Origin of the sequence: Nocardia sp. NPDC046473 (assembly GCF_040645995.1) — a bacterium.
Lineage (GTDB): Bacteria > Actinomycetota > Actinomycetes > Mycobacteriales > Mycobacteriaceae > Nocardia.
In genome coordinates, this window is sequence record NZ_JBEYZJ010000003.1 from 335,154 (window position 1) to 358,556 (window position 23,403).

General features: G+C 69.6%; 18 protein-coding genes. 10 read left to right on the forward strand and 8 right to left on the reverse strand.

What is annotated here, in order from left to right; translation table 11 throughout:
• The first annotated feature begins 9 nt into the window (after positions 1–9).
• Together ABZ942_RS11635 and ABZ942_RS11640 are read left to right on the forward strand one after the other, a co-directional pair.
• The gene (locus tag ABZ942_RS11635; RefSeq protein ID WP_357380852.1) at positions 10–1,608 is read left to right on the forward strand and encodes a sensor histidine kinase; all 1,599 of its coding nucleotides are present in this window, start codon (positions 10–12) and stop codon (positions 1,606–1,608) included.
• Positions 1,605–2,303, forward strand: a complete 699-nt coding sequence (locus ABZ942_RS11640; RefSeq protein WP_357380854.1) for a response regulator — start codon at positions 1,605–1,607, stop codon at positions 2,301–2,303. Before ABZ942_RS11635 ends, ABZ942_RS11640 begins: the two co-directional genes overlap by 4 nt.
• Before the next feature lie 51 nt (positions 2,304–2,354).
• Here the strand turns inward: ABZ942_RS11640 and ABZ942_RS11645 are convergent, their stop codons facing one another.
• The 3 genes from ABZ942_RS11645 to rfbD all read right to left on the reverse strand — a co-directional run bounded on the left by ABZ942_RS11645 (position 2,355) and on the right by rfbD (position 5,422).
• A complete protein-coding gene (locus tag ABZ942_RS11645; RefSeq protein ID WP_357380856.1) occupies positions 2,355–3,434 on the reverse strand; it encodes an NDP-sugar synthase in 1,080 nt (359 codons plus the stop codon).
• Positions 3,435–3,564: 130 nt separating this feature from the next.
• Entirely contained in the window at positions 3,565–4,461 is an 897-nt protein-coding gene (locus ABZ942_RS11650; RefSeq protein ID WP_357380858.1) for a glycosyltransferase family 2 protein, read from the reverse strand.
• 91 nt (positions 4,462–4,552) lie between these two features.
• Positions 4,553–5,422 (reverse strand): dTDP-4-dehydrorhamnose reductase, encoded by an 870-nt coding sequence (gene rfbD, locus ABZ942_RS11655; protein WP_357380860.1) that lies wholly within the window; start codon positions 5,420–5,422, stop codon positions 4,553–4,555.
• 293 nt (positions 5,423–5,715) lie between these two features.
• On the opposite strand from rfbD, the gene ABZ942_RS11660 reads away from it, so the two are divergent.
• The 3 genes from ABZ942_RS11660 to ABZ942_RS11670 all read left to right on the forward strand — a co-directional run bounded on the left by ABZ942_RS11660 (position 5,716) and on the right by ABZ942_RS11670 (position 9,401).
• Positions 5,716–7,140, forward strand: coding sequence for an LCP family protein (locus ABZ942_RS11660; RefSeq protein WP_357381867.1), 1,425 nt, complete (start codon positions 5,716–5,718; stop codon positions 7,138–7,140).
• 3 nt (positions 7,141–7,143) lie between these two features.
• Positions 7,144–7,866 carry a TIGR03089 family protein gene (locus ABZ942_RS11665; protein WP_357380862.1) on the forward strand — a complete coding sequence of 241 codons (723 nt, stop codon included), beginning with the start codon at positions 7,144–7,146 and terminating at the stop codon, positions 7,864–7,866.
• A gap of 227 nt (positions 7,867–8,093) precedes the next feature.
• Positions 8,094–9,401: a cytochrome P450 gene (locus tag ABZ942_RS11670; protein WP_357381869.1), complete on the forward strand. Its 1,308-nt coding sequence runs from the start codon at positions 8,094–8,096 to the stop codon at positions 9,399–9,401.
• 67 nt (positions 9,402–9,468) lie between these two features.
• Here the strand turns inward: ABZ942_RS11670 and ABZ942_RS11675 are convergent, their stop codons facing one another.
• Positions 9,469–11,055, reverse strand: a complete 1,587-nt coding sequence (locus ABZ942_RS11675) for a carboxylesterase/lipase family protein (protein ID WP_357380863.1) — start codon at positions 11,053–11,055, stop codon at positions 9,469–9,471.
• 150 nt (positions 11,056–11,205) lie between these two features.
• Between ABZ942_RS11675 and ABZ942_RS11680 the strand changes: the two genes are divergently transcribed.
• On the forward strand, positions 11,206–11,430 hold the full coding sequence (locus tag ABZ942_RS11680; protein WP_357380865.1) for a zinc ribbon domain-containing protein: 225 nt from the start codon (positions 11,206–11,208) through the stop codon (positions 11,428–11,430).
• Between the two features lie 39 nt (positions 11,431–11,469).
• Here the strand turns inward: ABZ942_RS11680 and ABZ942_RS11685 are convergent, their stop codons facing one another.
• The 4 genes from ABZ942_RS11685 to ABZ942_RS11700 form a co-directional block, all read right to left on the reverse strand.
• Entirely contained in the window at positions 11,470–11,745 is a 276-nt protein-coding gene (locus tag ABZ942_RS11685) for a SelT/SelW/SelH family protein (protein WP_357380867.1), read from the reverse strand.
• Between the two features lie 14 nt (positions 11,746–11,759).
• Positions 11,760–12,149, reverse strand: a complete 390-nt coding sequence (locus ABZ942_RS11690; protein ID WP_357380869.1) for a YchJ family metal-binding protein — start codon at positions 12,147–12,149, stop codon at positions 11,760–11,762.
• A gap of 103 nt (positions 12,150–12,252) precedes the next feature.
• A complete protein-coding gene (locus tag ABZ942_RS11695) occupies positions 12,253–12,708 on the reverse strand; it encodes a hypothetical protein (RefSeq protein ID WP_357380871.1) in 456 nt (151 codons plus the stop codon).
• Between the two features lie 7 nt (positions 12,709–12,715).
• A complete protein-coding gene (locus ABZ942_RS11700) occupies positions 12,716–15,133 on the reverse strand; it encodes an AAA family ATPase (RefSeq protein ID WP_357380872.1) in 2,418 nt (805 codons plus the stop codon).
• A 424-nt stretch (positions 15,134–15,557) separates the two neighbouring features.
• Here ABZ942_RS11700 and ABZ942_RS11705 point away from each other — a divergent pair, with 424 nt between their 5' ends.
• The 4 genes from ABZ942_RS11705 to ABZ942_RS11720 all read left to right on the forward strand — a co-directional run bounded on the left by ABZ942_RS11705 (position 15,558) and on the right by ABZ942_RS11720 (position 23,261).
• Entirely contained in the window at positions 15,558–18,431 is a 2,874-nt protein-coding gene (locus tag ABZ942_RS11705) for an SWIM zinc finger family protein (RefSeq protein ID WP_357380874.1), read from the forward strand.
• Positions 18,428–19,528 (forward strand): AAA family ATPase, encoded by a 1,101-nt coding sequence (locus ABZ942_RS11710; RefSeq protein ID WP_357380876.1) that lies wholly within the window; start codon positions 18,428–18,430, stop codon positions 19,526–19,528. Before ABZ942_RS11705 ends, ABZ942_RS11710 begins: the two co-directional genes overlap by 4 nt.
• Before the next feature lie 39 nt (positions 19,529–19,567).
• Positions 19,568–22,006, forward strand: a complete 2,439-nt coding sequence (locus ABZ942_RS11715; protein ID WP_357380878.1) for a DUF5682 family protein — start codon at positions 19,568–19,570, stop codon at positions 22,004–22,006.
• Between the two features lie 94 nt (positions 22,007–22,100).
• On the forward strand, positions 22,101–23,261 hold the full coding sequence (locus tag ABZ942_RS11720) for a VWA domain-containing protein (RefSeq protein WP_357380880.1): 1,161 nt from the start codon (positions 22,101–22,103) through the stop codon (positions 23,259–23,261).
• Positions 23,262–23,403 lie beyond the last annotated feature (142 nt).

A 23,403-nucleotide genomic window follows, 5' to 3' on the forward strand; every position in this document is an offset into this window, starting at 1 on the left:
AGGCAGCCAGTGAGACGCGGTCGGCTATCCCTGGCCGGTCAGGCCTTCGCGCTACAGCTGATCGTGTTGATCCTGATGGTCGCTGTCGGCGCGGTCCTGGCGGTGCTCGACGCACGCCACCACAGCGACGTGACGACCACCCGCGAAGTACGGGATGTCGCGGTGAGTGTGGCTGAGGCACGGTCCACCCTGAGCGCCATCTACACCACCGACCCGACGGCCCAACTGCAACCGGTGACCGAGCGCATTCGCAACGCGACCGGCATGGACTTCATCGTCGTCATGGCGCCGGACCGCACCCGCTACACCCACACCAACCCGGCGATGATCGGGCAGCCGTTCAGCGGGAACATCGACCGCGCGCTGGCCGGGGAGACCTTCACCGAAACCTTCACCGGCACCCTCGGCCCGTCTATCCGCGCGGTGACGCCGGTCTATGACGGTGGGCGCGTGGTCGCGCTGGTGTCCGCCGGGGTGACCAGAGCCAAGATCGGCGACCAGGTCGCGACGCAGCTGCCGTTGATCCTCGGCGTCGCCGCGGCGGGCCTGATCGTCTCGGGCAGCGGGTCGTTCCTGCTGAGCCGTCGGCTGCGCAGACAGACACACGGGCTCGCGCCCGACGAGTTGCGGGCCATGTATGAACAGCACGACGCGGTGCTGCACTCGATCCATGAGGGACTCGTGGTCTTCGGCATGGCGGGCGAGCTCGCCGAGGTGGTCAACGACGAGGCGCGCAGGCTGCTCGAACTGCCCGACGGCGAGGTGCGCCGCGGCGACCTGCCGACCTCGATGCGGCAGATGAGCTGGGGTGTGGTCCGCGACGAGATGCACGTGACCGGTGACCGGATCCTGCTCATCAACCAGGACATCGTCACCTGGGAGGGTCGGCCGATCGGCACCGTGATGACCATTCGCGACCACACCGAATTACGGGCGGTGATGGGCGAACTCGACTCGGTGCGCAGTTTCGCCGAATCGTTGCACGCGCAGGCGCACGAATCGGCCAACCGGCTGCACACCGTGATCACCATGGTCGAGCTGGGCCGCTACACCGAGGCGGTCGACTTCGCCACCTCGGAACTGCAACTGTCCCAAGCACTCATCGATCGGCTGCTCGGCGCGGTCGGCTCGCCCGCGCTGGCCGCGCTGCTGCTCGGCAAGGTGAACCAGGCGGCCGAGCGCAGCATCGAGTTGACCATCACCGAGGAGACCGCGCTCGACTCGATCGAGCCGCTCACCCCGCAGGAGACGGTCACGCTGGTCGGCAACCTGATCGACAACGCCATCGACGCCGCCGCCGACAGCCCGTCGGGCTGGGTGGAGGTCACCGTGCGGCACCAGGGTGAGTCGACCGGGGAAGACGCCGAAGCTGTTTCGGCGGAACAACATTCGGCGTTGTATGTGCGCGTCGCCGACAGCGGTCCCGGGATGTCGGAGCAGACATTCGCGCGGGCGTCGCAGCGGGGTTATTCGACCAAGGCCGACCATCACGGGCTCGGCCTCGCCCTGGTCCACCGGCTGGTGGCCCGGCACGGGGGGACCATCCGTACCGACCTAGATCCGGAAAGCGCGGTAACCGTGACGATTCCGCGAAAGGACGCACAGTGATCCGAGTGCTGATCGTCGAGGACGAACCACTCATCGCCGAGGCACACCGCGCCTATGTGGACCGCATCGAGGGCTTCACGCCCGTCGGGGTGGCGCACACCGGTCGCGAGGCGATGCGGGCGGCCGCCGACGCCGCGGCCGAGGGCACGCCGATCGACCTGGTGCTGATGGACATCGGGTTACCCGACGCCAGCGGCCTCGATGTCGCCGCGGCACTGACCGGCCTCGCGCCCCGGCCCGACGTCATCGCCATCACCTCGGCCCGCGATCTCGCCATGGTGCGCACCGCCGTCTCGCACGGCGTTGTCCTCTATCTCTTGAAGCCGTTCACCTTCGCCGCTTTTCGCGACAAACTCGACCGCTATCGCGAATTCCGCACCGCCCTCCCGGCAGGCGAAACCGCCGTCTCCCAGCACGACATCGACCGCGCCCTCAGCGCGCTCCGCACCCCCGACCAGCGCGCCACCACCCCGAAAGGCGTTGCGCCGCAAACCCTCGACGAAATCTCACGCACCGTCCGCGCCGCCCCCGAGGGCATCACCGCAGCCGACACCGCGAGCACGATCGGGGTATCCCGCATCACCGCATGGCGCTATCTGGAGAAACTGGCCGACGACGGATTAGTAACCCGCCGTTCGGATTACGGCCGCGCGGGCCGTCCGAAAACCCGATACGTCTGGAAAACCAAAGCCTGACAGAAGTCTTCGCGCAGAACCTCGAAAGATGTTCTGCGCGAAGACTTTCGATCAGACGTCGGTGGAGAAGCGGATGCCGCCGTCCGGGATTTCCACGCCGGGCCAGACTCGCGCGCCGCGTAGTAGTTCGCAGCGCGCGCCGACCTGCGCGCCGTCACCGATGACGCCGTCGCGCACCAGGGCCCGCGGCCCGATGCGGGCGCCGAAGCCGATGATCGAGCGTTCGACGGTGGCACCGGCCTCGATGATGGCGCCGTCGAAGATGACCGCGCCGTCGAGGCGGGCGCCCGCGCCGACCTCGGCCCCGCGACCGACCACCGTGCCACCGATGAGCAGCGCGCCCGGCGCGACGCCGGCGCCGGGATGGACGAGCGATTCGCCGCGCTGTCCCGGCAGGGCGGGCGAGGGCGCGATGCCGCGGACCAGGTCGGCGGAGCCGCGGACGAAGTCCTCGGGAGTACCCATGTCGCGCCAGTAGGACGAGTCGACATGCCCCTGCACGCGCGCGCCTTCGGCCAGCAGCGTCGGGAACACCTCACGTTCCACCGAGACCGGGCGGCCCGACGGGATCTTCTCGATGTATTCGCGGCGGAAGACGTAGCAGCCCGCGTTGATCTGATCGGTCGGCGGATCCTGCGTCTTCTCCAGGAACGCGGTGACCCGGCCGTTCTCATCGGTCGGCACGCAACCGAAGGCCCGCGGGTCGCTCACCCGAACCAGGTGCAGTGTGACATCGGCGTTCGTCGACTCGTGCGTATCGAGTACCGCACCGAGGTCGGTGCCGCCGAGCACGTCACCGTTGAACACCATCACGGTGTCGGCGCGCAGCTTGGGCAGCACATTGCGGATGCCGCCGCCGGTACCGAGCGGCTCGGTCTCGGTGACGTACTCGAGGTCGAGGCCGAGCTCGGAGCCGTCGCCGAAGTGCTCCTCGAACACCTCCGCCTTGAACGAGGTGCCGAGCACGACGTGCGTGATCCCGGCGTCGGCGATGCGGGCGAGCAGATGCGTGAGGAACGGCAACCCGGCCGTCGGCAGCATCGGCTTGGGTGCCGAAAGGGTGAGCGGGCGCAGTCGTGTGCCCTGCCCGCCCACCAGGATCACGGCGTCGGTGCCTGCATTTCCTGCCATTCAAGGTCCCCTGTTCACAGTGGATCGATTGTTGCGCACGCGCCGATCGGCCCGCGGCCTACGCCAGTTCACGCCGGGCCGCACCGACACAAGGTGCGGGCCCGTCGCCCATTGTCGCTCAGTCGCGCGCTCAGTGACCCGCTTCTTGCGCCTGTTGGCGCAGCGCAGATCGAACCGCAATCCGGGAGCGCACCGCAAGTCCGGCCCGCAACGCGAGCCGCAACGGCAGCTGCCACCAGCGCGGATGCCGGTCGGCCTGGAATCGGTACGCGCTCGCGTGGTGCGCGGGCAGCATCACCTCGGGGTGCCGTCCCGCGGCGTGCCCCTTGGCGTGGGTGACCTCGGCCGACGGCACGAACACGTTGTGCCAGCCCGCCTTGCCCATCCGGTCGCCGAAGTCGACGTCCTCCATGTACATGAAGTAGCGCGAGTCGAAGCCGTCGATCGAATCGAAGGCCGCGCGCCGCACCAGCAGGCAGGACCCGGACAGCCAGCCGACGACGCGCTCGGAGATCTGCTCGTTCTCCTGACGGTAGCGGCGGGTCCACGGGTTCGTCTTCCACACCGTGCCGAGGATCGCGTGGCCCGCGCCGTCCAGCAGACCAGGCACCTGGCGGGCGGAGGGGTAGACGCTGCCGTCCGGTTCCAGCACCAGCGGGCCGAGCGCACCGGCCCGCGGCCAGCGCTTCGCCGCCTCGAGCAGCTTGTCGATGGAATCGGTGCCCCAGCGGATGTCCGGATTCGCGATCACGACGAACTCGATGTCCGGATCGATCTCGGCGACGGCCCGGTTGATCGCGCCGCCGTAGCCGATATTGCCGCCGGTGCGCAGCAACCGCACATGCGAATTGGCCTCGGCGATCAGTTCGGGCACGCCATCGGTCGACCCGTTGTCGGCGAGAATCACCTGCGGTTTCTCCGAGGTGGCGTCAGCCAGCGTGGTGATGAAGTGCTCGAGATGCTCGCCCGGTGAATAGGTCACCGTGACAACGGCCAGCCCCTGACGGGCGGATTCGGACGCGCTCACGACTCCACCTCGCTGACGCTCGGCTCCGTCGTGACCGCTTCGGCGGCCGTGCCTATGGTTCGCTCGCTGCGCTCACTCACGACCGCACAGCCTAGTCGGACAACCTCGCCAGCGCGTCGCCCAGTGCCGCCTGCCACTGGCGCAACGGAGTCAACCCCGCTTCATCCCAGGCACGGTGCGACAACACCGAATATGCCGGGCGCCGTGCAGGTCTCGGAAAAGCGGACGAGTCACACGGCCGGACCCGCTCCGGATCCGCCCCGACCCCTTCGAAGACCGCCCGCGCGAGATCGAACCAGGTGGCCTGCCCGGCATTGGTGGCGTGCAGCAGCCGGGGTGCGTCCGGACGACCCGCGAGTTCCAGCAGCGCGGCCGCGAGATCCGCCGCGTAGGTGGGTGCGCCGAGCTGATCATCGACCACGTTCACGGTGTCGCGTTCCCGCTCCAGCCGCAGCATGGTGGCGACGAAATCGCTTCCGCGCCCGGCATATACCCACGCGGTGCGCACCACGTGCGCCTCCGGGGCAAGCTTCAGCACAGCCTGCTCACCAGCGAGTTTGGACTTCCCATAGACGCTGACCGGCCCGGTCGGATCGGTGGTCTCGTACGGACGGTCGTGCACACCCGCGAACACATAGTCGGTGGACAGTTGAATAAGCCTGGCCTCGGCCCGCGCACAAGCAGCGGCCAACACCGCAGGCCCGGTCTCGTTGCTTGCGAAAGCCGCCGCCACCTCGGACTCGGCCCGGTCGACCGCGGTGTGGGCGGCGCAATTGATCACCACATCACCCGGTTCGAGCACGGCGGCGACCGCGGCCGCATCGGTGATATCGAGGTCGCGGCGTCCGAAGGCCCGGGCAGCGGGCGCGAGCCGGATCAGTTCCTGCCCGAGCTGCCCGCCTGCTCCCGTCACGACGAGGCGCGCGGGCCGGGCGGCGTCGGACGATGTCGAAGCTGTCACGGGGTCGAGTCTGGCACGCCGCCACACCTGCGGATTGCGGGTGCCCGGGCCGCCATTCGTTAGCCTTCAGTCAGTTGCCCTCGGCTGGCGCCCACCGCGAACAAGGGTTTGCCGTATGGGTGCCGGGGGATACAGAAAGGTGGGGTGGTCACTCAGCCCGTGCTGTCGAAAGAGGCCCCGAGCTTGTCGAAAGGATGTCGAGTTGTCGAGAGGACACAAAGTAGCTGCGGCGCAGGAGGTCCCGGGTGACCCGGCCGCGTCGCGCTGAATCGTTCTTACCGGCGGGTGGCCCGCTGCGTGCCTTCGCCGCGGTGTTCGCCGTGGTGGTGCTTGTCATCACCGGCTTCGCCTGGCACAGCGTCGACAGCCTGATCTCCAATATCGAGCGGATCGGCAACCTCGGCCTCGGCGGCGGGCGCGACGGCGCCGTGGACATCCTGTTGGTCGGTGTCGACAGCCGCACCGACGCGCACGGCAACCCGCTGAGCGATCGGGAACGCGCGCTGCTGCACGCGGGCGACGAGGTCGGCACCAACACCGACACCATCGTGCTGATCCGAATACCCAACGACGGCCGATCCGCGACCGCCATCTCCATTCCCCGCGACTCCTACGTCGACATTCCCGATCTCGGCAAGGGCAAGATCAACTCGGCATACGGCGCGACCAAGGAAACCCAGCGGCTGAAGCTGATGAACCAGGGCGTCTCGGAAGCCGACGCGGACAAGCAGTCCACCCAGGCCGGCCGCCAGGCGTTGATCAAATCCGTCGGCAACCTCACCGGCATCAACGTCGACCACTACGCCGAGGTGAGCCTGCTCGGCTTCGTGCTGCTCACCGACGCGGTCGGCGGGGTCGAGGTGTGCCTGAACAATCCGGTCGACGAATGGATGTCCGGCGCCGACTTCCCGGCGGGTCGCCAGCGCCTGGACGGCCCGTCGGCGCTGAGCTTCGTGCGGCAGCGGCACAATCTGCCGCGCGGTGATCTCGATCGCATCGTGCGCCAGCAGGTGTTCATGGCGCAGCTGGTCGGCCAGGTGCTCAATACGAAGACGCTCAGCAACCCCGGAAAGATGAAGCAGCTCAGCGACGCCGTCGGGCGCACGGTGGTGCTCGACGACAACTGGGACGTGCTCGCGTTTCTGCAACAGCTGCAGGACCTTTCGGGCGGGCAGGTGAAATTCGAGACCATTCCGGTCACCGATCTGAACTACATGACCGACCGCGGCGAATCGGTGGTGCGGGTCGACCCCAAGGCGGTGAAGTCCTACGTCGGCTCGCTGGTCGACGGGAAGTCCGCCGAATCCGATGAGCCCACAGTGGATCCGGGCACGGTGACTGTCAGCGTGTACAACGCCAGCGGTGTCGGCGGTTTGGCCGGTCAGGTCGCGCAGGCGTTGAGCAGTAAGGGTTTCCACGAGGGTCTGGTCGGCAACTACACCGGCCCCAGCGTCACCGGCAGCCGGGTGCTCGCGGCGAACACCGCCGACGCCAAGGCCAAGGCGGTGGCCAAGGCGCTCGGTGGGCTGCCGGTGCTCGCGGATACAACGCTGTCGCCGGATTCGGTGAGCGTGGTGCTGGCGAGCGACTATTCTGGTCCGGGCTCGGCGGCCGGGGGCATGTTCGACTTCTCCGGAACGTCGAGCGCCACCGCGACGCCAGTCCCGCCCGCCCCACCGATCGACGCAGGCCAGAACGGACCGAAATGCGTGAACTAGACCATGCGTGAATTCGACCAGGCGCTCACCCTCACCGAGAAGGTGCTCGATCCGATTCTCGCGCGCGAACCAGCGAATCCGCGCGTCACCTACTACGACGACGCCACCGGCGCTCGGATCGAGCTGTCCGGGCTGACCCTGGCGAACTGGGCGGCCAAGACGGCCAACCTGATCCGCGACGAGTTCGGCCTCAGCCCCGGCGCCAGGATCGCGGTGCTGCTGCCCGCACACTGGCAGACCGCCGCCGTGCTGCTCGGCTGCTGGTGGGCCGGCACCGAGGTGGTGCTGCGTCCCGACCAGGATGCCGAACTGGCCCTGGTGACCCCCGACCGGATCGACGACGCCGACGGCATCGCCGAGGTCGCCGCGCTGTCCCTGGACGCGATGGGCGCACCGGTGCGTGACCTGCCGATCGGCGTCACCGACTTCGCCACCTCCGTGCGGGTGCACGGCGATCAGTTCCTGCCCGGCGGCGCCGGTGCCGCACTGGACGGCATGCCGGTGGCGGAGGTGTTCGCCGAGGCAAAGAAATCGGCTATGCGCCAAGGGTTTTCGGAGGGCGACCGAGTACTGTCCAGCACCCCCTGGGACACCCCCGCCGAACTGATCGACGGCTTCGTCGCCGTACTCGCCGCAGGCGCCTCCCTGGTCCAGGTGGTCAACCCCGACCCCACCCTCCGCGACCGCCGCATCGAATCCGAACGCGTCACCGCCCAGCGCGCCTGAACCCCAGCCGCACGCCCTCTATGTGCGGCTGCGTTGGTGGGCCTGATCGAATCGAACCGTGGGAAGGTTCGGCACAGTAGTTTGGAGGCAGTAGGGGTGAATTTGTCGGCGGATTTCGGCGGGTTCCTCCTACCACGGTATAGGCGGAAGTCCGACTAGAGGACGTTCCACATTCTGGCCGGGTTCCGTACGGTGGAGATATCTCACAACGACGGAGTTGGTGAATGATGAAGCCGCAGTATTGGTTCCGCTGGTTATCCGTCCAAGGCGCGCCCCGGCTCGTGCTGCGCCTACAGGCCCGACGTGGTGAGCCGTTCGCCGAACTGATGGGTGGGCCCACCGGGTTCGCCGATCCGTATCCCCTCATCGAGCAACTGCGCGGCGAGGGCAGGCTGATCCGCACCTCCATCGCCTGGGCGAGCTTCGACCACGAGCTGTGCCGATCCATCCTGCGCGACAACCGATTCGGCGTGCGCAGCACCGAAAGTTTCAATACCCCGGCCCCGATGCAGAAGCTGGCCAAGTATTTCCCGCTGCCGCCGAACCCGGTGGAGCCGCCGTCGATGCTGGTGATCGACCCGCCAGAGCACACCAGGATGCGCAAGCCGGTCGCCTCCGCGTTCACCCCGCGCGCCATCGGCAGGCTGCGCGACCGCGTCGAAACGGTCACCGCGGAACTGCTCGACGCGCTGCCGTCCGGCGGATCCGCGGATCTGGTCACCGCCTTCGCCGCGCAGGTCCCGATCGCGATCATCTCCGAAATGCTCGGCTTCCCCGACTCGGACAAGGAGCGGTTCCTGCACTGGGGCGACCAGCTGACACCGCTGCTCGACGTCGGCATCTCCTGGCGCGCGCACCGGCGCGCGCTGCGGGCCATGGAGGTGATGAACGAGTACTTCGACGCACACATCGCGCGGCTGCGCCGCACTCCGGGCGATGACATCCTCAGCACCCTGGTCACCGCGGGCGAGCTGGACATGTTCGCGCTCAAGGCCTCCGCGAGCCTGCTGATGGGCGCCGGCTTCGAGACCACGGTGAACCTGATCGGCAACGGTGTGGTCCAGTTGCTCGAGCACCCGGAACAGTTGGCGCGGCTGCGCGCCGAACCCGAGCTGTGGCCCAATGCCATCGAAGAGGTGCTTCGCTTCGACTCGCCGGTCCAGACGACGGCGCGAACGGCGTTGTGCGACGTGGAGATCGACGGCACCCAGCTGCGCGCGGGCGATACCGTCGTGCTGTCACTGGCCGGCGCGAACCGCGATCCCGCGGTGTTCGCCGAGCCGAACCGCTTCGACGTCGGCCGGGCGAACGCCAAGGAGCACTTGTCGTTCAGCACCGGCGTGCACGTCTGCCTCGGCGCCAGCCTGGCCCGGATGGAAGGCGTCTACGCCCTGCAAGCCCTGTTCGACCGCTTCCCTGATCTGCAACTCGACGGACCGCCGCGGCGGCGAAAGTTGTTCACGCTGCACGGATATGAGCAGCTGCCGGTCCGTCTCGGCCGCCGGGCTCGCACCCCCGAACCCACCACCGTCTGACCGCTGCCCGGTTCCGCACGATCCGTGGATCTCGTTGCGGGTCAAGGGAACCGAGCGGCGGCGCCGATCAGCTGAAGCCGACCGCCTGCTCACCCCAAGCGGTGTGCAGGTCCGCGTCCGGGTCGTCGACCACGCGGTCGACGGTGTCGATCACCAGGGTGGTGCGGGTGGACGGGCGGTACGGCGGCCAATGTTTCGAGCCGTCGAGCGCGGCGGGCACGCCGTGCGTGGCAAAGGCCAACCAGCGCCGCATCATCCGGCCGGATACCTCCATGGCCACCTTGCGGCCACCGAGCCAGAACGTCGGATCATGGTTGAACGAGCCGAAATTGCCGAACACGTACGGTAATTCGGTGGCGTGGCCCGCGCCGACCCGAGCCGCCCGCAGCATCGGCGTCGCATGATCGAAGCGGTACATCCAGGTCGGTGAGTGCTGTGCGTGCGCGTCGGCCACCCAGTGCGCGGGCATCCGGAACGCGGCGTCGCCGGACATGGCCAGCGCGCCGCGCGTCTTGTCCAGATCCGGGTAGGCGGAGGTGATTTCGGCGATCCGCTCGTGCGACAGCTCCGGGTGACTGGCCGCCACATCGCTGAGCATCGCGTTCACCGCGTCCGGGGTCACCGGCATGATCGGCGAACGGAACACCCGGAACAGCGACGCCTCGTCCTTGTTGGTGCCGATCATCAACGGCACCCGGTGCGAGCGCCCGTGCTGGAACCGATCGATCGGATAGGTCGGCAGCAGATCGCCGTCCACCACCGGCGCCGCCGCCAACCGGCCCGGCTCCTTCAACGGGATCTCGTCCAGCAGGATGCCGGCGACCTCGACGATCTTCTCGATCGGCCAGTCGAGCAGCTCGATGGCCCGGTGCGCGGGCAGTTCCAGCAGCTCGAGGAATCGCCGGGCCACCCCGGCCGCCCGCTCCTGACCGAACACCGTGGTGGCCGGCGGGCTCTCCGCGATGGCCTTGTGGAACAGCCCGGCCGCCCGCGGCGAGGTCAGCAGCGCGGTGACACAACCGGCGCCGGAGGATTCGCCGAACAGCGTGACATTGCCCGGGTCGCCGCCGAACGCGGCGATATTGTCGCGCACCCATTCCAGCGCGGCGATCTGGTCGTGCAGCCCGAGATTCGGCGTGAACGGGCCCGGCAGCGAGGACAGATCGAGGAATCCGAGCGCGCCGAGCCGGTAGTTCACGGTGACCACCACGACGTCACCGGTCTCGGCCAGCTTGCGTCCGTCGTAGATGCCCTGCGCCGCGGTGCCGAGGCAGTAGGCGCCGCCGTGCAGCCAGACCAGCACCGGACGCGGTTCGCCCGTCTCGAAGGTGTGCACCACGTCGCCGACGTCGCGCCGCGGTGACCAGACGTTCAGCCAGAGGCAGTCCTCGCCCATTCGCAGGTCGGAATCGACGGGGACCATGTTGCCCATGGTCTGCGGTGCGATATCACCGAAGGTGGCGCAATCCCTGGTCCCGTCCCATTCGGGCGCGGGCAGCGGCGGCATGAATCGATTGACCCCACTCGGTGCCGCCGCGTAGGGAATGCTGCGCCAAGCCGCCACCGGGCCGTCCCAGCGTCCGCGTACCTCGCCCGAGGTCGTGCTGGCGATAGGCTCGGCGCCGCTCACTTCCGTTTCGAACTGAGTGGTCATGCTCGCACCTCCTGCCAGGGACCCATCGGTGTGCTGCCGGTTTGCTCCAGCGGGTCCCGCACCTCGTGATCTCTTCTTCGAGAGTACGTCCATGCTGACGACCTGGGAACGCGACGCACCATTATGAGATCCCGGCGGTACGCTTGACCGATGCCGAGTTACAGCTATCGGTGCCGCAGCTGCGGGGACACTTTCGAGATGAACCGCCCGATGGCGGAGTCGTCGGATCCGGCGTCCTGCCCGAGCGGCCATGCCGACACAGTCAAGCTACTGACCACGTTTGCCACGGTCAGCCGGGGCAATGCGGCGCCCGCGCCGAGCCAGGCCGCGCGTCCCGCCGGTGGCGGCTGCTGCGGCGGCGGCTGCTGCAGCTGAGCAACGCCCTGCCCCGGTGTCGTATTGCCAGGGCGGGGTTCAGTCGCGACGATCGGCGTGGCCGAGATCACGGTCCGGTGCGACCCGGTCCCGTACCCGTTGTTTCAACACCGTGATATCGGGAAAACCGCCGTCTGCCTTGCGTTCCCAGATCTGCTCGGCATCGACGGTGATCCGGAATACGCCGCCCGTCCCCGGAATCAGTGCCACCTCACCGAGTTCGGTGGCGAAGGTGGTCAACAGCTCCTGCGCCATCCAGCTCGCGCGCAGCAGCCATCGGCACTGGGTGCAGTATTCGATCGCGACACGGGACATAGTGGGCACGTTACTCAGGCTTCGATCTCACCGTCGAGGTAGACCCAGGCACCCTCGGCACGCCGGAACCTGCTGACCTCGTGCAGCGATCCGCGCGTGCCGTCCGCCCGATAGTGCGCGACGAACTCGACCAACCCGGTCTCGTCGAACAGCCCGCCGTCGGCGGTGCGCAGTATTTCCAGGAACAACCACCGCTGGTCCGGGTCGAGCGCCAACTCCGCCGGCCTGGTCAGCGGATGCCACGATCGGCGTAGATAGTCGGTGTTCCCGACCGCGAAAGCCGTGTAGCGCGAACGCATCAACGCTTCGGCGGTCGCCGCCGCCCGCTTCCCGCTCAGCACCGGCCCGCAGCAGTCGTCGAAGGCCTCGCCCCGGCCACACGGACACATCCGCGTCCCACTCATGCCTCGATTGTTGCGCGCCGCCCGCAACAAGATCGGGCCGGGTCGGCCAGACCAGCCGCGAGCGGTCCGCCCAGCCGGTCGATTCCGACGACGTAGTCGATGCTCAGCGCGCCTCGACGGCCGACAGGGCCTTGGCGATCGCGACGGTTTGTTCGCGCCAGCGGCGTAGGTCGGTGACGCTCGGCGCGAGTTCGTAGTCGTGGTGGTGCGCAGCTCTCGAGAGCGCGGCCCACAGCGCGGCGACCTGCGCCGCCACCTCGGGCCCGGCGAAGGTGCGCAGCGCGATCAGCTGCGCCCGCATCGGGCAGCGCATCAAGGCGGGCGCCAGCCGCGCCCACAGCTCATCCACGCACTGCTCCAACGCGATTCGCAGAATCCACGCGGTGGCGCGGGACCACAGCCCGCCCGCATCGGTCACCGATCCGGCCAGTAGCCGATCCACCGTGTCGAGCCGCTCGGCCACCGACGGCCGTGGCCGCCGCTGGCCTTTCGCCGGTCCACGCTGCTTACCGCGCCCGCCGTTCGGTCCGCGGCGCGGCCCGCGCTGCGTCATCGCCATCGCGCCGTCATTTCCCGAGCCACGCGACGAATCGTTCGGTCTCGGTGATCAATTCGCGCATGCTGCGGCCGATCGGCACGTGCGCGCCCGCGGTCGCATCGCGCAGCGCCTCGACCACCCATTTCCCTTCGCGCGCAACGAGATGCTTGTTGAGATCATCGACCTTGCCGCCGACGCCCATCACCGCGAGCGCGACCTTGGCCCTGGTGGATTGGGCCGCATCGATGTGACGCTCCACCTCGCGATGGTTCATGCCGTCGGCGAGCAGGGTGCGTCTGGCCCGGCCGAGGCTCGCCGCCTCCACCGCGGAACGGCAGCAGGTGGCGACGAGTTCGTCGGCGATGGCCTGCGGCAGCTGCGGGGTGCGCACCAGCGCACGGGCATCGTCGAGGTAGCGGCGGACCGGGTCGCTGGACACCCGCACCTCGACCACCGAACGGTCGCGGCGCTGCACCTCCAATACGGTGGCGTCCAACTGCATTCGGCGCACCGCCTCGGCGAGGCGCTCGTCGTGGGTGAACACGACCACCTGCCGGGTCCACGCGACCGCGGCCAGCACCCTGGCCAGCCCGTCCACCTTCGCCGGGTCCATCGCCTGCACCGGATCGTCGATCATGACGAAGCGGAACGGGCTCTCCTCGACCGTGGCCCGCGGCAGGAACAGCGACAGCCCGAGCGCGTGCAACTCGCCCTGACTCATCACGCCGAGCGCCGCGCCGTCCACATCGTCGACGGTGACATCGAGCAGCACCCTGCGGGCCGTTCCGGCGTTGCCCTGCAAGGTGATCGAGCCGAGTTCCACGTTGCTTTGCTGACGCAGCGTCTGCCAGACCCAGCGCGCCGTGGTCTCCAGCGGCGTCATCCGCTCGCCGCGCAGACCGGCGGTGGCGGACTTGAGCCAGTCCTCGGCCTTCTTGACGGTGCGCAGTTCGGCCGCGTGCGCGGCGACCTCGCGTGCGCCCTCCAGCCAGCTCACGATGCGCGGCACCAGCGGGGTCCACACCTCGTCGAGGCGGTCGAGTTCCTTGCGGGTTCCCTGCTGCACCAGATCGAGCTCGTCGACCAGCCGCGCGTGCGCGCCGCGCAGCCGGTCCGGCAGGTCGGTGCTGTAATCGGCGGCCGTGAGCGCGGCCCAGTCGGCCCAGGCCCGGCGCACGGCGGACGTGTCCACCGACGGCGGATTGCGCGGGTCGAAATCCAGTTCCGGCGGAATGAGATCCGGCAGCGAACGCGCCGCGCGCAGGGCATCACCGAGTTCGGTGCGTGCGGTGGTGAGCGCGTCCACCCTGGCGGCCAGGGTGGTGATCGAGGCGTCGGCCTCGCGGGCCCACGCGTCGTCCAGGTCGCCGCGACCGCACACCGGGCACGGGCAGGTGCCGCTCGCCATGTGGTGATCGCGAGCCCGGCGCAACAGCTCCAGCACGCGCAGATCGGCCTCGGCGTCGGCGGTGGTGCCGAGGGTCAGCGCCGTGCCGCATTCCGCGAGTCTGGTGGCCACCTGGGCTACCTCCGCGGCAGTCGGCAGGGTGAGCCGCACGATCGCGCGCAGGCCCGCCGGACCGTCCGGGTCGTCGAAGGTGCCGATCACCTCGCGCCCGACCGCGGCGAGGTCGGGCTGGGCGGGGCGGAGCAGGCCGTTCACCCGCACGGCACGATCGTCGGCCACCGTCTCGAGTGCCTCCAGCAGCTCGAGCCGTTCCTGACGCGAATCGCGCACGGCGCGTTCCAGTTCCAGGCGGCGCATCCGAATTCGCTCCTGCGCCAAGGTCAGTTCGTCGAGGCCGAGCAGTTGGTGCAGCGCGTCGAACAGGTCGCTCGGTTTGCCGTCAACCAGCGCGCCGAGCTCGCTGTAGGACAGGAACGGGCGGTAGAGCTCCAGCCGACCGGCCCAGCGATCGATGTCGAATTCAGTTGGCGCGGTGGGCGGGTGCTGTTCGGTCCAGGTCGCGTCGGGCAGGTCCGCGTCGGCGGCCCATTCCTTGGCGATGGTCAGCTGCGGCTTGGTGCCGGTGGTGAGCAGCTCCACCTCGATGCGGGCGGTGCCGCCGTCGTGCAGGTTGCGCCAGCCCTCCCGCCAGGCCGCGGATCGACCGTCCCAGCGGCGATTTCCGCCGGTGAACACCAGCTCGGCGGCCTCGGCGAAGCTGGACTTGCCGCTGCCGTTGCGGCCGACCACCAGGGTGAGGCCGGGGCCGGGCGGCAGTTGCAGCTCGGCTTGCGGACCGATGCCGCGGAAGCCGCGGACCCGGATGGCGCGCAGGAAGATCCCGCCGTCGTCGAATTCGGTTGCCCGATCATCGTTCTCGGTGCCACCGAGGGCGCGCAGGACGGTACGCGCGACCGACGGTGTCACCGCGGGATCCGCAGCGAGCCTGCGGGTCACCACCTCGGTCAACCGCGGCACCGGATCGGCGTCGGGACGCAATTTGGTTGGACCCCCTCCACCACCGAGCCGCTACACGTCCTCCGACCCCCGCGCGCGGCGCCACTGTCGAAGCTGTGCGAAACGCTACCCGATCGCGTCGAATTCGCCCACTGGAGGAAATCGTCCGGTCCCGATGCGAATCTGCCCGCGCGGGGATGGATATGGCCATCGAAACGGCTGGGGCCGCGCCTCGATGTCCACCCCTCGCCAGCCCCGGCGGGCAGCTCGTCGGTGTATCACCCGATTTGGATGGTTCGGTCGAGCCGAACAGGACAGAATGCCAGAGAATACCCATGTACGCAAGAGGTTTTCGGCAGCGAAACCCGGGACGGCACAGCAATTTCCGTGCGGAACACACCGGCCGGGTCCGCACTTGTCGGTGGCCCGGTGTACAAATCCGGTCAACCGAGGAACGGGGGAAGACATGACGCGCTGGAGCGAGGACCAGGTCACGGCGCTCGCGCCGGACGCGAGCTCGCTGTCGGCCGCGCGGAAGCTCGCGAGCCGCTGGCGCGATACCGGGCAGCACGACACCGCGCTGTGGGGACTGTGTCAGGGCAGCGGCGCCAAGCCGTATCAGACGATCGTCGACCTGTCCGGGCCCGCGTACAAGTGCTCCTGTCCGAGCCGCAAGTTCCCGTGCAAGCACGCGCTGTCGCTGTTGCTGGAGTGGGCGGCCGGCCGGGTCGAGGTGGCGCCCGGGATCGCCGATTTCGCGGGGAGCTGGATCGACGGCCGGATCGCCAAAGCCGCCAAGCCGGCGGCCGAGGCCGCCGCCCGCACCGCGAATCCGGCTACCGCGGAGCAGCGGCGGGTGCGGGTCACCGCGGGATTGGCCGAACTCGATGTCTGGCTGGGTGATCAGGTGCGCACCGGCCTGGCGCAGACCGACCGATCGTTCCGGGCGTTCGAGTCGATCGCCGCGCGGATGGTCGACGCGCAGGCGCCCGGCGTCGCCTCGACCCTGCGTCAGCTGCCGACCGCCGTGGTGACCAGGGCCGACTGGCCGGAGGTCGTGCTGCGCGAATACGCACGGCTGCACCTGCTCATCACGGCGCATCGCAGGCTGGACGAGCTGACGCCCGAGCTGCGCGCCAGCATCCGTGCCCACGTCGGCTATCCGAATCCCGCCGAGGCGGTGCGCACCGAGCCCGCGGTGCGGGACCGGTGGATGGTGCTCGGCGTGCGAATCACCGAGGACGAGCGCCTCTACACCCGGCGAACATGGTTGTACGGGCGCGAGTCTCGGCGCTGGGCGCTGGTGGTCGACCACTCGTTCGGGACGCCGGGCTTCCCCGCCGACGTGCCGCCCCTCGGCCTGCTGGCCGACGCGGACCTGCACTACTACCCCGGCGCCGCGCCGCTGCGCGCGCTGTGGGGTGAACGGCACGGTGCGGCAGAACCTTTCACGACACTGCCGACCGATCCGGAGCGGCCGGGCACGGTGGCCGCCGCGCTCGCCGACCACGCCGCGGCGCTCGGCGACGATCCGTGGCTGCGCGGCTGGCCGGTGCTGCTTGTCGACGTGGTGCCGGTGCACACCGAAAGTGGTTGGTACATCGCCGAATCCGACGGCACCGCGCTGCCGGTGGCGCCCACCGAGCAGCCGTGGCGGCTGCTCGGCGTGTCCGGCGGTCATCCGGTGACGATCACCGCCGACTGGACCATCGAGGGCTTGGCGCCGGTCTCGGTGTTCACTGCCGGTGAGGTGATCGATCTGGCCAGACTCGATCCGGTCGGACGGAGTGCACCGAATGCCCGAGTGGCACCTTCGTCGAACGCGGCCGACCTGACCTCCGTCGCGCTGCTCGGCACCGCACGCCGGGCGCCGGACCTGACCCGGCTCGCCGCGCCGGTGGCCGACGCCGCCGACCGACTACCCGCCGACCCGGCGCTGCGCCTGCTCGAATCCGCCGCGCTCCAGGATGTTTTCGCGCGGGGTGGGGTGCGTGCGGCCACCGCGAAGGCGCCCGAGCCCGCCGAGGACGACACCCGACGGCTGCTGCCGCATGTCGCGTCCGGTCGCCTCTCACGGATGCTGCAGGAAAAGTCGCCGTTTCTGCCCGAATGGTTCACGGCAGCAACGCCATACGACTATCGCGCCCCCGACGCGCTGTGCGGGCAGCTGCTCGACCAGGCGAAGGCCAACACCGAGCTGCGCGAGCCGCTGCTGCGCCTGGCAGGCACCCGAGGGCGCTGGCTCGCGGGCCAGCATCCGGAATGGCGAAACCTGGTGCGCCAGCAGCCCGCAACGGCACCTACCGAGGAGGTCTGGCAATTCGGGCAGCCGCCCGAGCGCCGGGGCTGGCTCGCCGAGTTGCGCCGCCGGGATGCCGACGCGGCGCGCGAAACGCTTGCCACGGCGTGGCCGAAGGAATCCGGTCCGTTGAAGGCCGAGCTGCTCGCCGTACTCGCCGACGGGATTTCGCGGGCCGACGAGCCGCTGCTGGAAGCCGGGCTGGACGATCGGCGCTCCGATGTCCGGCGGACCGCCGCCGGTCTGCTGACGCTGCTGCCGGATTCGGCGTTCGCGCACCGCATGACGCGGCGGGCCGACGAGTGGGTCCGCGTCGAGCATCGGCTGCGGCACACCGAACTCGTTGTCGCCCTGCCCGATACGCTGGACCCGCCCGCACATCGCGACGGCATCACCGACCGCAGTGTCGAGTTCACCTATCGCTGGGGCGGCGCACCCGACGTCACCGCGGGCAGGCTGCGTCAGCTGGTCGCGGCCACGCCGCTCGGTCACTGGGCGAACGTACTCGGCACACCCGACAAGGCGGTCAAGGCGGGCATCGATGATCGCTTCCGGCAGCCGATCTTCGATGGCTGGGTGGATGCCGCACTGGCACAGCATGATTCGGCGTGGGCGCGGGCACTGTTCGACGCCGGTGTGCCGACCGACGTCGCCATGCTACGCAGGCGCGAGCTGTTCGCGCTGCTGCCGATGGCCGACCGCACCCGCCACCTGCTCGACCTGGACGGCTCCTGGCTCTCCGAGATCGAGGCGCTGCTGCCGGCGATGGGACATCCCTGGCCGGAACCGCTGGCACAGCACCTGATTCTGCTGTTGTTCGAGCGGGCCCGCGCGGCGGCCCGCCGCCCGGAATCGCACGGCAATACCCCCAACGCGCACCGGTCGCTGCTGTCCGCGGCGTCGGTACATCTACCCGTGACCGCCGCGAGCGCCGCTACCGTGGTGGCCCGCCGCTGCGGCGATCCCACCTGGGAGCGAGCGTTCGATCAGCTCGCACACGACCTCAACCACCGCTCGATGATGCTCGAGGAGTTGCAGTGACCACTACCGACGTGACGCCCGACCTGCTGCGTCCGCACGCCGAACAGGCCTACGCCGACGAACTGCGCGCCCTGGTGGCCGCCGACGAACGCCCGCGCCCGCCGTCCTGGCGACTCTCCCCGTGGGCGGTGGTCACCTACCTGCTCGGCGGCACGCTCGACGACGGCACCGTGATCAGCCCGAAGTACGTCGGCCCACGCAGGCTGATGGAGGTGGCCGTCGCGACGCTCGCCACCGACCGGGCGCTGCTGCTGCTCGGCGTGCCGGGCACCGCCAAAACCTGGGTGTCGGAGCATCTTTCGGCCGCCATCTGCGGGGAATCGACGCTGCTCGTGCAGGGCACGTCGGGGACGGCGGAGGAGGCGATCCGGTACGGCTGGAACTACGCGCGACTGCTCGCCGAGGGCCCGAGCGAGGGCGCGCTGGTGCCGTCGCCGGTGCTGACCGCGATGCGCGCGGGGTCGATCGCCAGGATCGAGGAGCTCACCCGCATCCCGTCCGATGTGCAGGACGCGCTGATCACCGTGCTGTCCGAGAAGACGCTGCCGGTGCCCGAACTCGGCACCGAGGTGCAGGCGGCCAAGGGTTTCAACGTCATCGCCACCGCCAACGACCGCGACCGCGGCGTGAACGAGCTGTCCTCCGCGCTGCGCCGCCGGTTCAACACCGTGGTGCTGCCGCTGCCCGCCAGCGAGGACGAGGAGGTCGCCATCGTCAGCCGCCGCGTCGAACAGCTCGGCGCCTCGCTGGAACTGCCGAAGGTGCCCGCCGCGGCCGAGGAGGTGCGCCGGGTGGTGCGCGTCTTCCGCGAATTGCGTTCCGGCATCACCGCCGACGGCCGCACCAAGCTCAAATCGCCCTCCGGCACCCTGTCCACCGCCGAGGCCATCTCGGTGATCACCAACGGGATCGCCCTGTCCGTCCACTTCGGCGACGGCGTCCTGCGGGCCGCCGATATCGCGGGCGCCGTCCTCGGTTCGGTGATCAAGGACCCGGTCGCCGATGCCGTCGTGTGGACCGAGTATCTGGAAGCCGTTGTGCGCGAACGCCCGGAGTGGTCGGACTTCTACCGGGCGTGCCGCGAGGTCTCCGGGTGAGCGGCGGAGTCGGCAGGCGGACGAGCAGGGGGTGACACCATGACGCAGGCGCAGCAGGGCGCGGCCGACCGCGACTCGCAGTCCGGCCCACAAACCCGGGTGTTCGGCATCCGCCATCACGGTCCGGGTTCGGCGCGCTCACTTCGGTTGGCACTGGAGGCCTTTCAGCCCGACACCATCCTGATCGAGGGACCCGCGGACGCCGATCCGCTGGTCGGGTATGTCGCGGCCGAGGGCATGACGCCGCCGGTCGCGCTGCTGGCCTATGTGCCCGATGCGCCGGCGAAGGCCGCGTTCTGGCCCTACGCGGTGTTCTCGCCGGAGTGGCAGGCGCTGCGGTATGCCGCCGAATACGGTGTGCCCGTTCGGTTCTGCGACCTGCCCGCCGCCATGGTGCTCGCCGCCGAGGAGGAGCCCGGCGATCGGTTCGACCCGTTGACCGAGCTCGCCGCCGCGGGCGGGTACGACGACGCCGAACGGTGGTGGGACGCGGTCGTCGAATCCGCCCCCGACGCAACAGCTTTCGACGCGATCACCGAGGCGATGGGCGCACTGCGCGAATCCGCCGAGCAGGATGCGATCGAGCTCGAGCCGATCGACGCCATGCTGGACGACCAGGGCGCGGTGGTGGAACACGATGCCGACGAACGAGACTCGCCCGGACAGGAGGCGACGATCGACCTGCGACCGGACGACGACGCGCGGGTAGCGGGCACCAATTCGGTCGCCGAGGCGACCTCCGACGTCATCGCGCTGGAGCCGATCCGGCTCGAGCCCGTCCGCATCGACGCGCACACGCTGCGGCGCGAGGCGTACATGCGGCAGACGATGCGCAAGGCGCTGAAGGATGGGGCGGTCCGCCTCGCGGTGGTGTGCGGGGCCTGGCACGCGCCCGCGCTCGCGGGCAAGCTCGGGCCCGCGGCCGCGGATACCCGGCTGCTGAAAGGACTTCCGAAGACGAAGGCCATGCTGACCTGGGTGCCATGGACGCATTCGCGGCTGTCCACGATCTCCGGATATGGCGCGGGGATCACCTCCCCCGGCTGGTACCACCACCTGTTCACCGAGACCGAGCGGCCGATCGTCCGCTGGCTCACCAAGGTGGCAGGGGTGCTGCGGGCGCACGATCTGCCGGTGTCGAGCGCGCACATCATCGAGGCCGTCCGCCTCGCCGACGCCCTCGCCGCCATGCGCGATCGCCCGCTGGCCGGGTTGTCCGAGGTCACCGAGGCCACTCGCGCGGTGATGTGTGCGGGCGACGAGACGATGCTGCGGCTGGTCGTCAACGAACTCGTCATCGGCGAGGCGCTGGGCGCCGTGCCGGAGGGCACCCCGACCGTCCCGCTCGATGCCGATCTGCGCGCCCGGATCCGCACGCTGCGCATGAAACAGGAGGCACTGTCCCGAGTCCTCGATCTCGACCTGCGCAAGGAACGTGAGGTCGAGCGCTCCCGCTTGCTGCACCGGCTACGCGTGCTCGACATCCCCTGGGGCACGCTCACCACCAGCGAGGTGCGCAGCACCGGCACCTTCCGGGAGACCTGGACGCTGGAATGGCGACCGGAGTACGCCATTTCGATCATCGAGGCCTCCCGCTGGGGCACCACCATCCGCACCGCCGCCCAGGCGAAGATCCTGGACACGGCGAGCCGCGAGGACAGCACCGTCGGCGATCTGTCCGCGGCACTGGAGGTCGCGCTGCTGGCCGATCTCGGCGGCGCCACCGACGGATTGATCACCCGGCTGGAATCGGCCGCCGCGCTGGACCACGACATCACCCACCTGCTCGCCGCGCTGCCCGGCCTGATCAGGACGCTGCGCTACGGCGACGTCCGCGGCACCGACACCAAAGCACTAGCGCACGTCGCCGACGGCCTGCTGGTGCGCGTCTGCGCGGGCCTACCCGGCGCCGTCACCGGCCTGGACACCGGCGCGGCCACCGAACTGCGCGGCATGCTCGACGCGGCGCACACCGCCATCCACACCCGCGACGACGGCTGGGCCACCGGCGAATGGCTCGGCGCCCTCGGCAAGCTCGCCGATCGCGACGACGTGCACGGCGCCCTCGTCGGCCGCGCCGTCCGGCTGCTCTGCGACGCGGGCATCATCGACGAGACCGATTCCGCCCGCCGGCTTTCCGCCGCACTGTCGGTCGGCAATACCGCCGCCGCGAAGGCCGCCTGGGTCGACGGCTTCCTCGGTGGCCGCGGGCTGCTGCTGGTGCACGACCGAGAGTTGTTGCGTCTCATCGACGATTGGCTGCGCGCACTGCGCGAAGACCAGTTCGTCGAGACACTCCCCCTGCTGCGCCGAACATTCGGCGCGTTCGAGTCGGGCGAGCGCCGCGCCATCGGCCGAGCGGTGCGCGACGGCGGTGCCGTCGCCAGCCGAAACGGCGAGGACGACGGCGGTTTCGACGTCGCGCGCGGCACCATCGCCCTGCGCGCCGCCGCGGAAATCCTGGGGGTGTCGGTATGACCAAGCGGCTTGCCGCGCATTCCGGCGCGGCCGCCACGACGCGACGATTCCGATCCGGGACAACCCATGGCTCGACCGACACTCAGGGGATGCGATGAACGCTGTCGATGAAACACAGGCGCGGCGTTGGCGTTTGGTGCTCGGCACCGCCGCCGAGGAGGGGCTCGGCGGACTCGGCGAGGCCGACGACGTCGCGATGGACCGGGCGCTGTCGGCGCTGTACAACGACGACGAGAAGACCTCCGGCAAGCGTGCGGGCGGGCTGCAAGGATCCGCGCCTCGGGTGGCGCGCTGGCTCGGCGACATCCGCAATTACTTCCCCTCGACCGTCGTCGAGGTGATGCAGCGCGACGCGGTGCAGCGGTTGAACCTCACCCAGCTGTTGCTCGAGCCCGAGTTGCTCGAGGCGGTCGAGCCCGACGTGCACCTGGTCGGCACCCTGCTGAGCCTGAACCGGGTGATGCCCGAAACCACCAAGGCCACCGCGCGGATGGTGGTGCAGAAGGTGGTGCGCGAGATCGAACAGCGCATCGCCGCGCACACGGTGGCCGCCGTCTCCGGCGCGTTGAACCGGGCCGCGCGCGTCTCCCGCCCGCGGCTGCGCGATATCGACTGGGATCGCACCATCCGTAAGAACCTGGCCAATTACCTGCCCGAGCATCGCACCGTGGTGCCCGAGCGGCTGGTCGGCTACGGCCGCAAAGCCCAAGCGGTACAGCGCGATGTCGTGCTCGCCATCGATCAATCCGGCTCGATGGCCGCCAGCGTCGTCTACGCCTCGGTCTTCGGCGCCGTCCTCGCCTCCATGCGTTCGCTGAAGACCTCGCTCGTCGTCTTCGACACCGAGATCGTCGATCTCACCGACAAACTCGACGACCCCGTCGACGTCCTGTTCGGCACCCAACTCGGCGGCGGCACCGACATCAACCGGGCCATCGCCTATTCACAAACCCTCATCACCCGCCCCACCGACTCCCTGTTCGTGCTCATCTCCGACCTCTACGAGGGCGGCGTCCGCGACGAAATGCTGCGCCGCGTCAACGCCATGAAGGAATCCGGCGTCCAGGTGGTCGTGCTGCTCGCCCTCTCCGACGAGGGCGCCCCCGCCTTCGACCACGACAACGCCGCCGCCCTGGCCGCCCTCGGCGTCCCGGCCTTCGCCTGCACCCCCGATAAATTCCCCGCCCTACTCGCCGTAGCCCTGGACCGCGGCGACCTGCAAACCTGGGCCAACGCCAACACGAGCCACAGTTGAGGTGCGCCGCGCGGGCGTAGCGATCAGCCGGACAGGCTGGAGATGGCGGAGACCAGGTTGATCAACTGCAGAGCGATACCGAGCAGGGTGGAGAGCGTGGTGAGGAATTCCATCGGGCTCCTATCTGAACGGGCTAACCGGA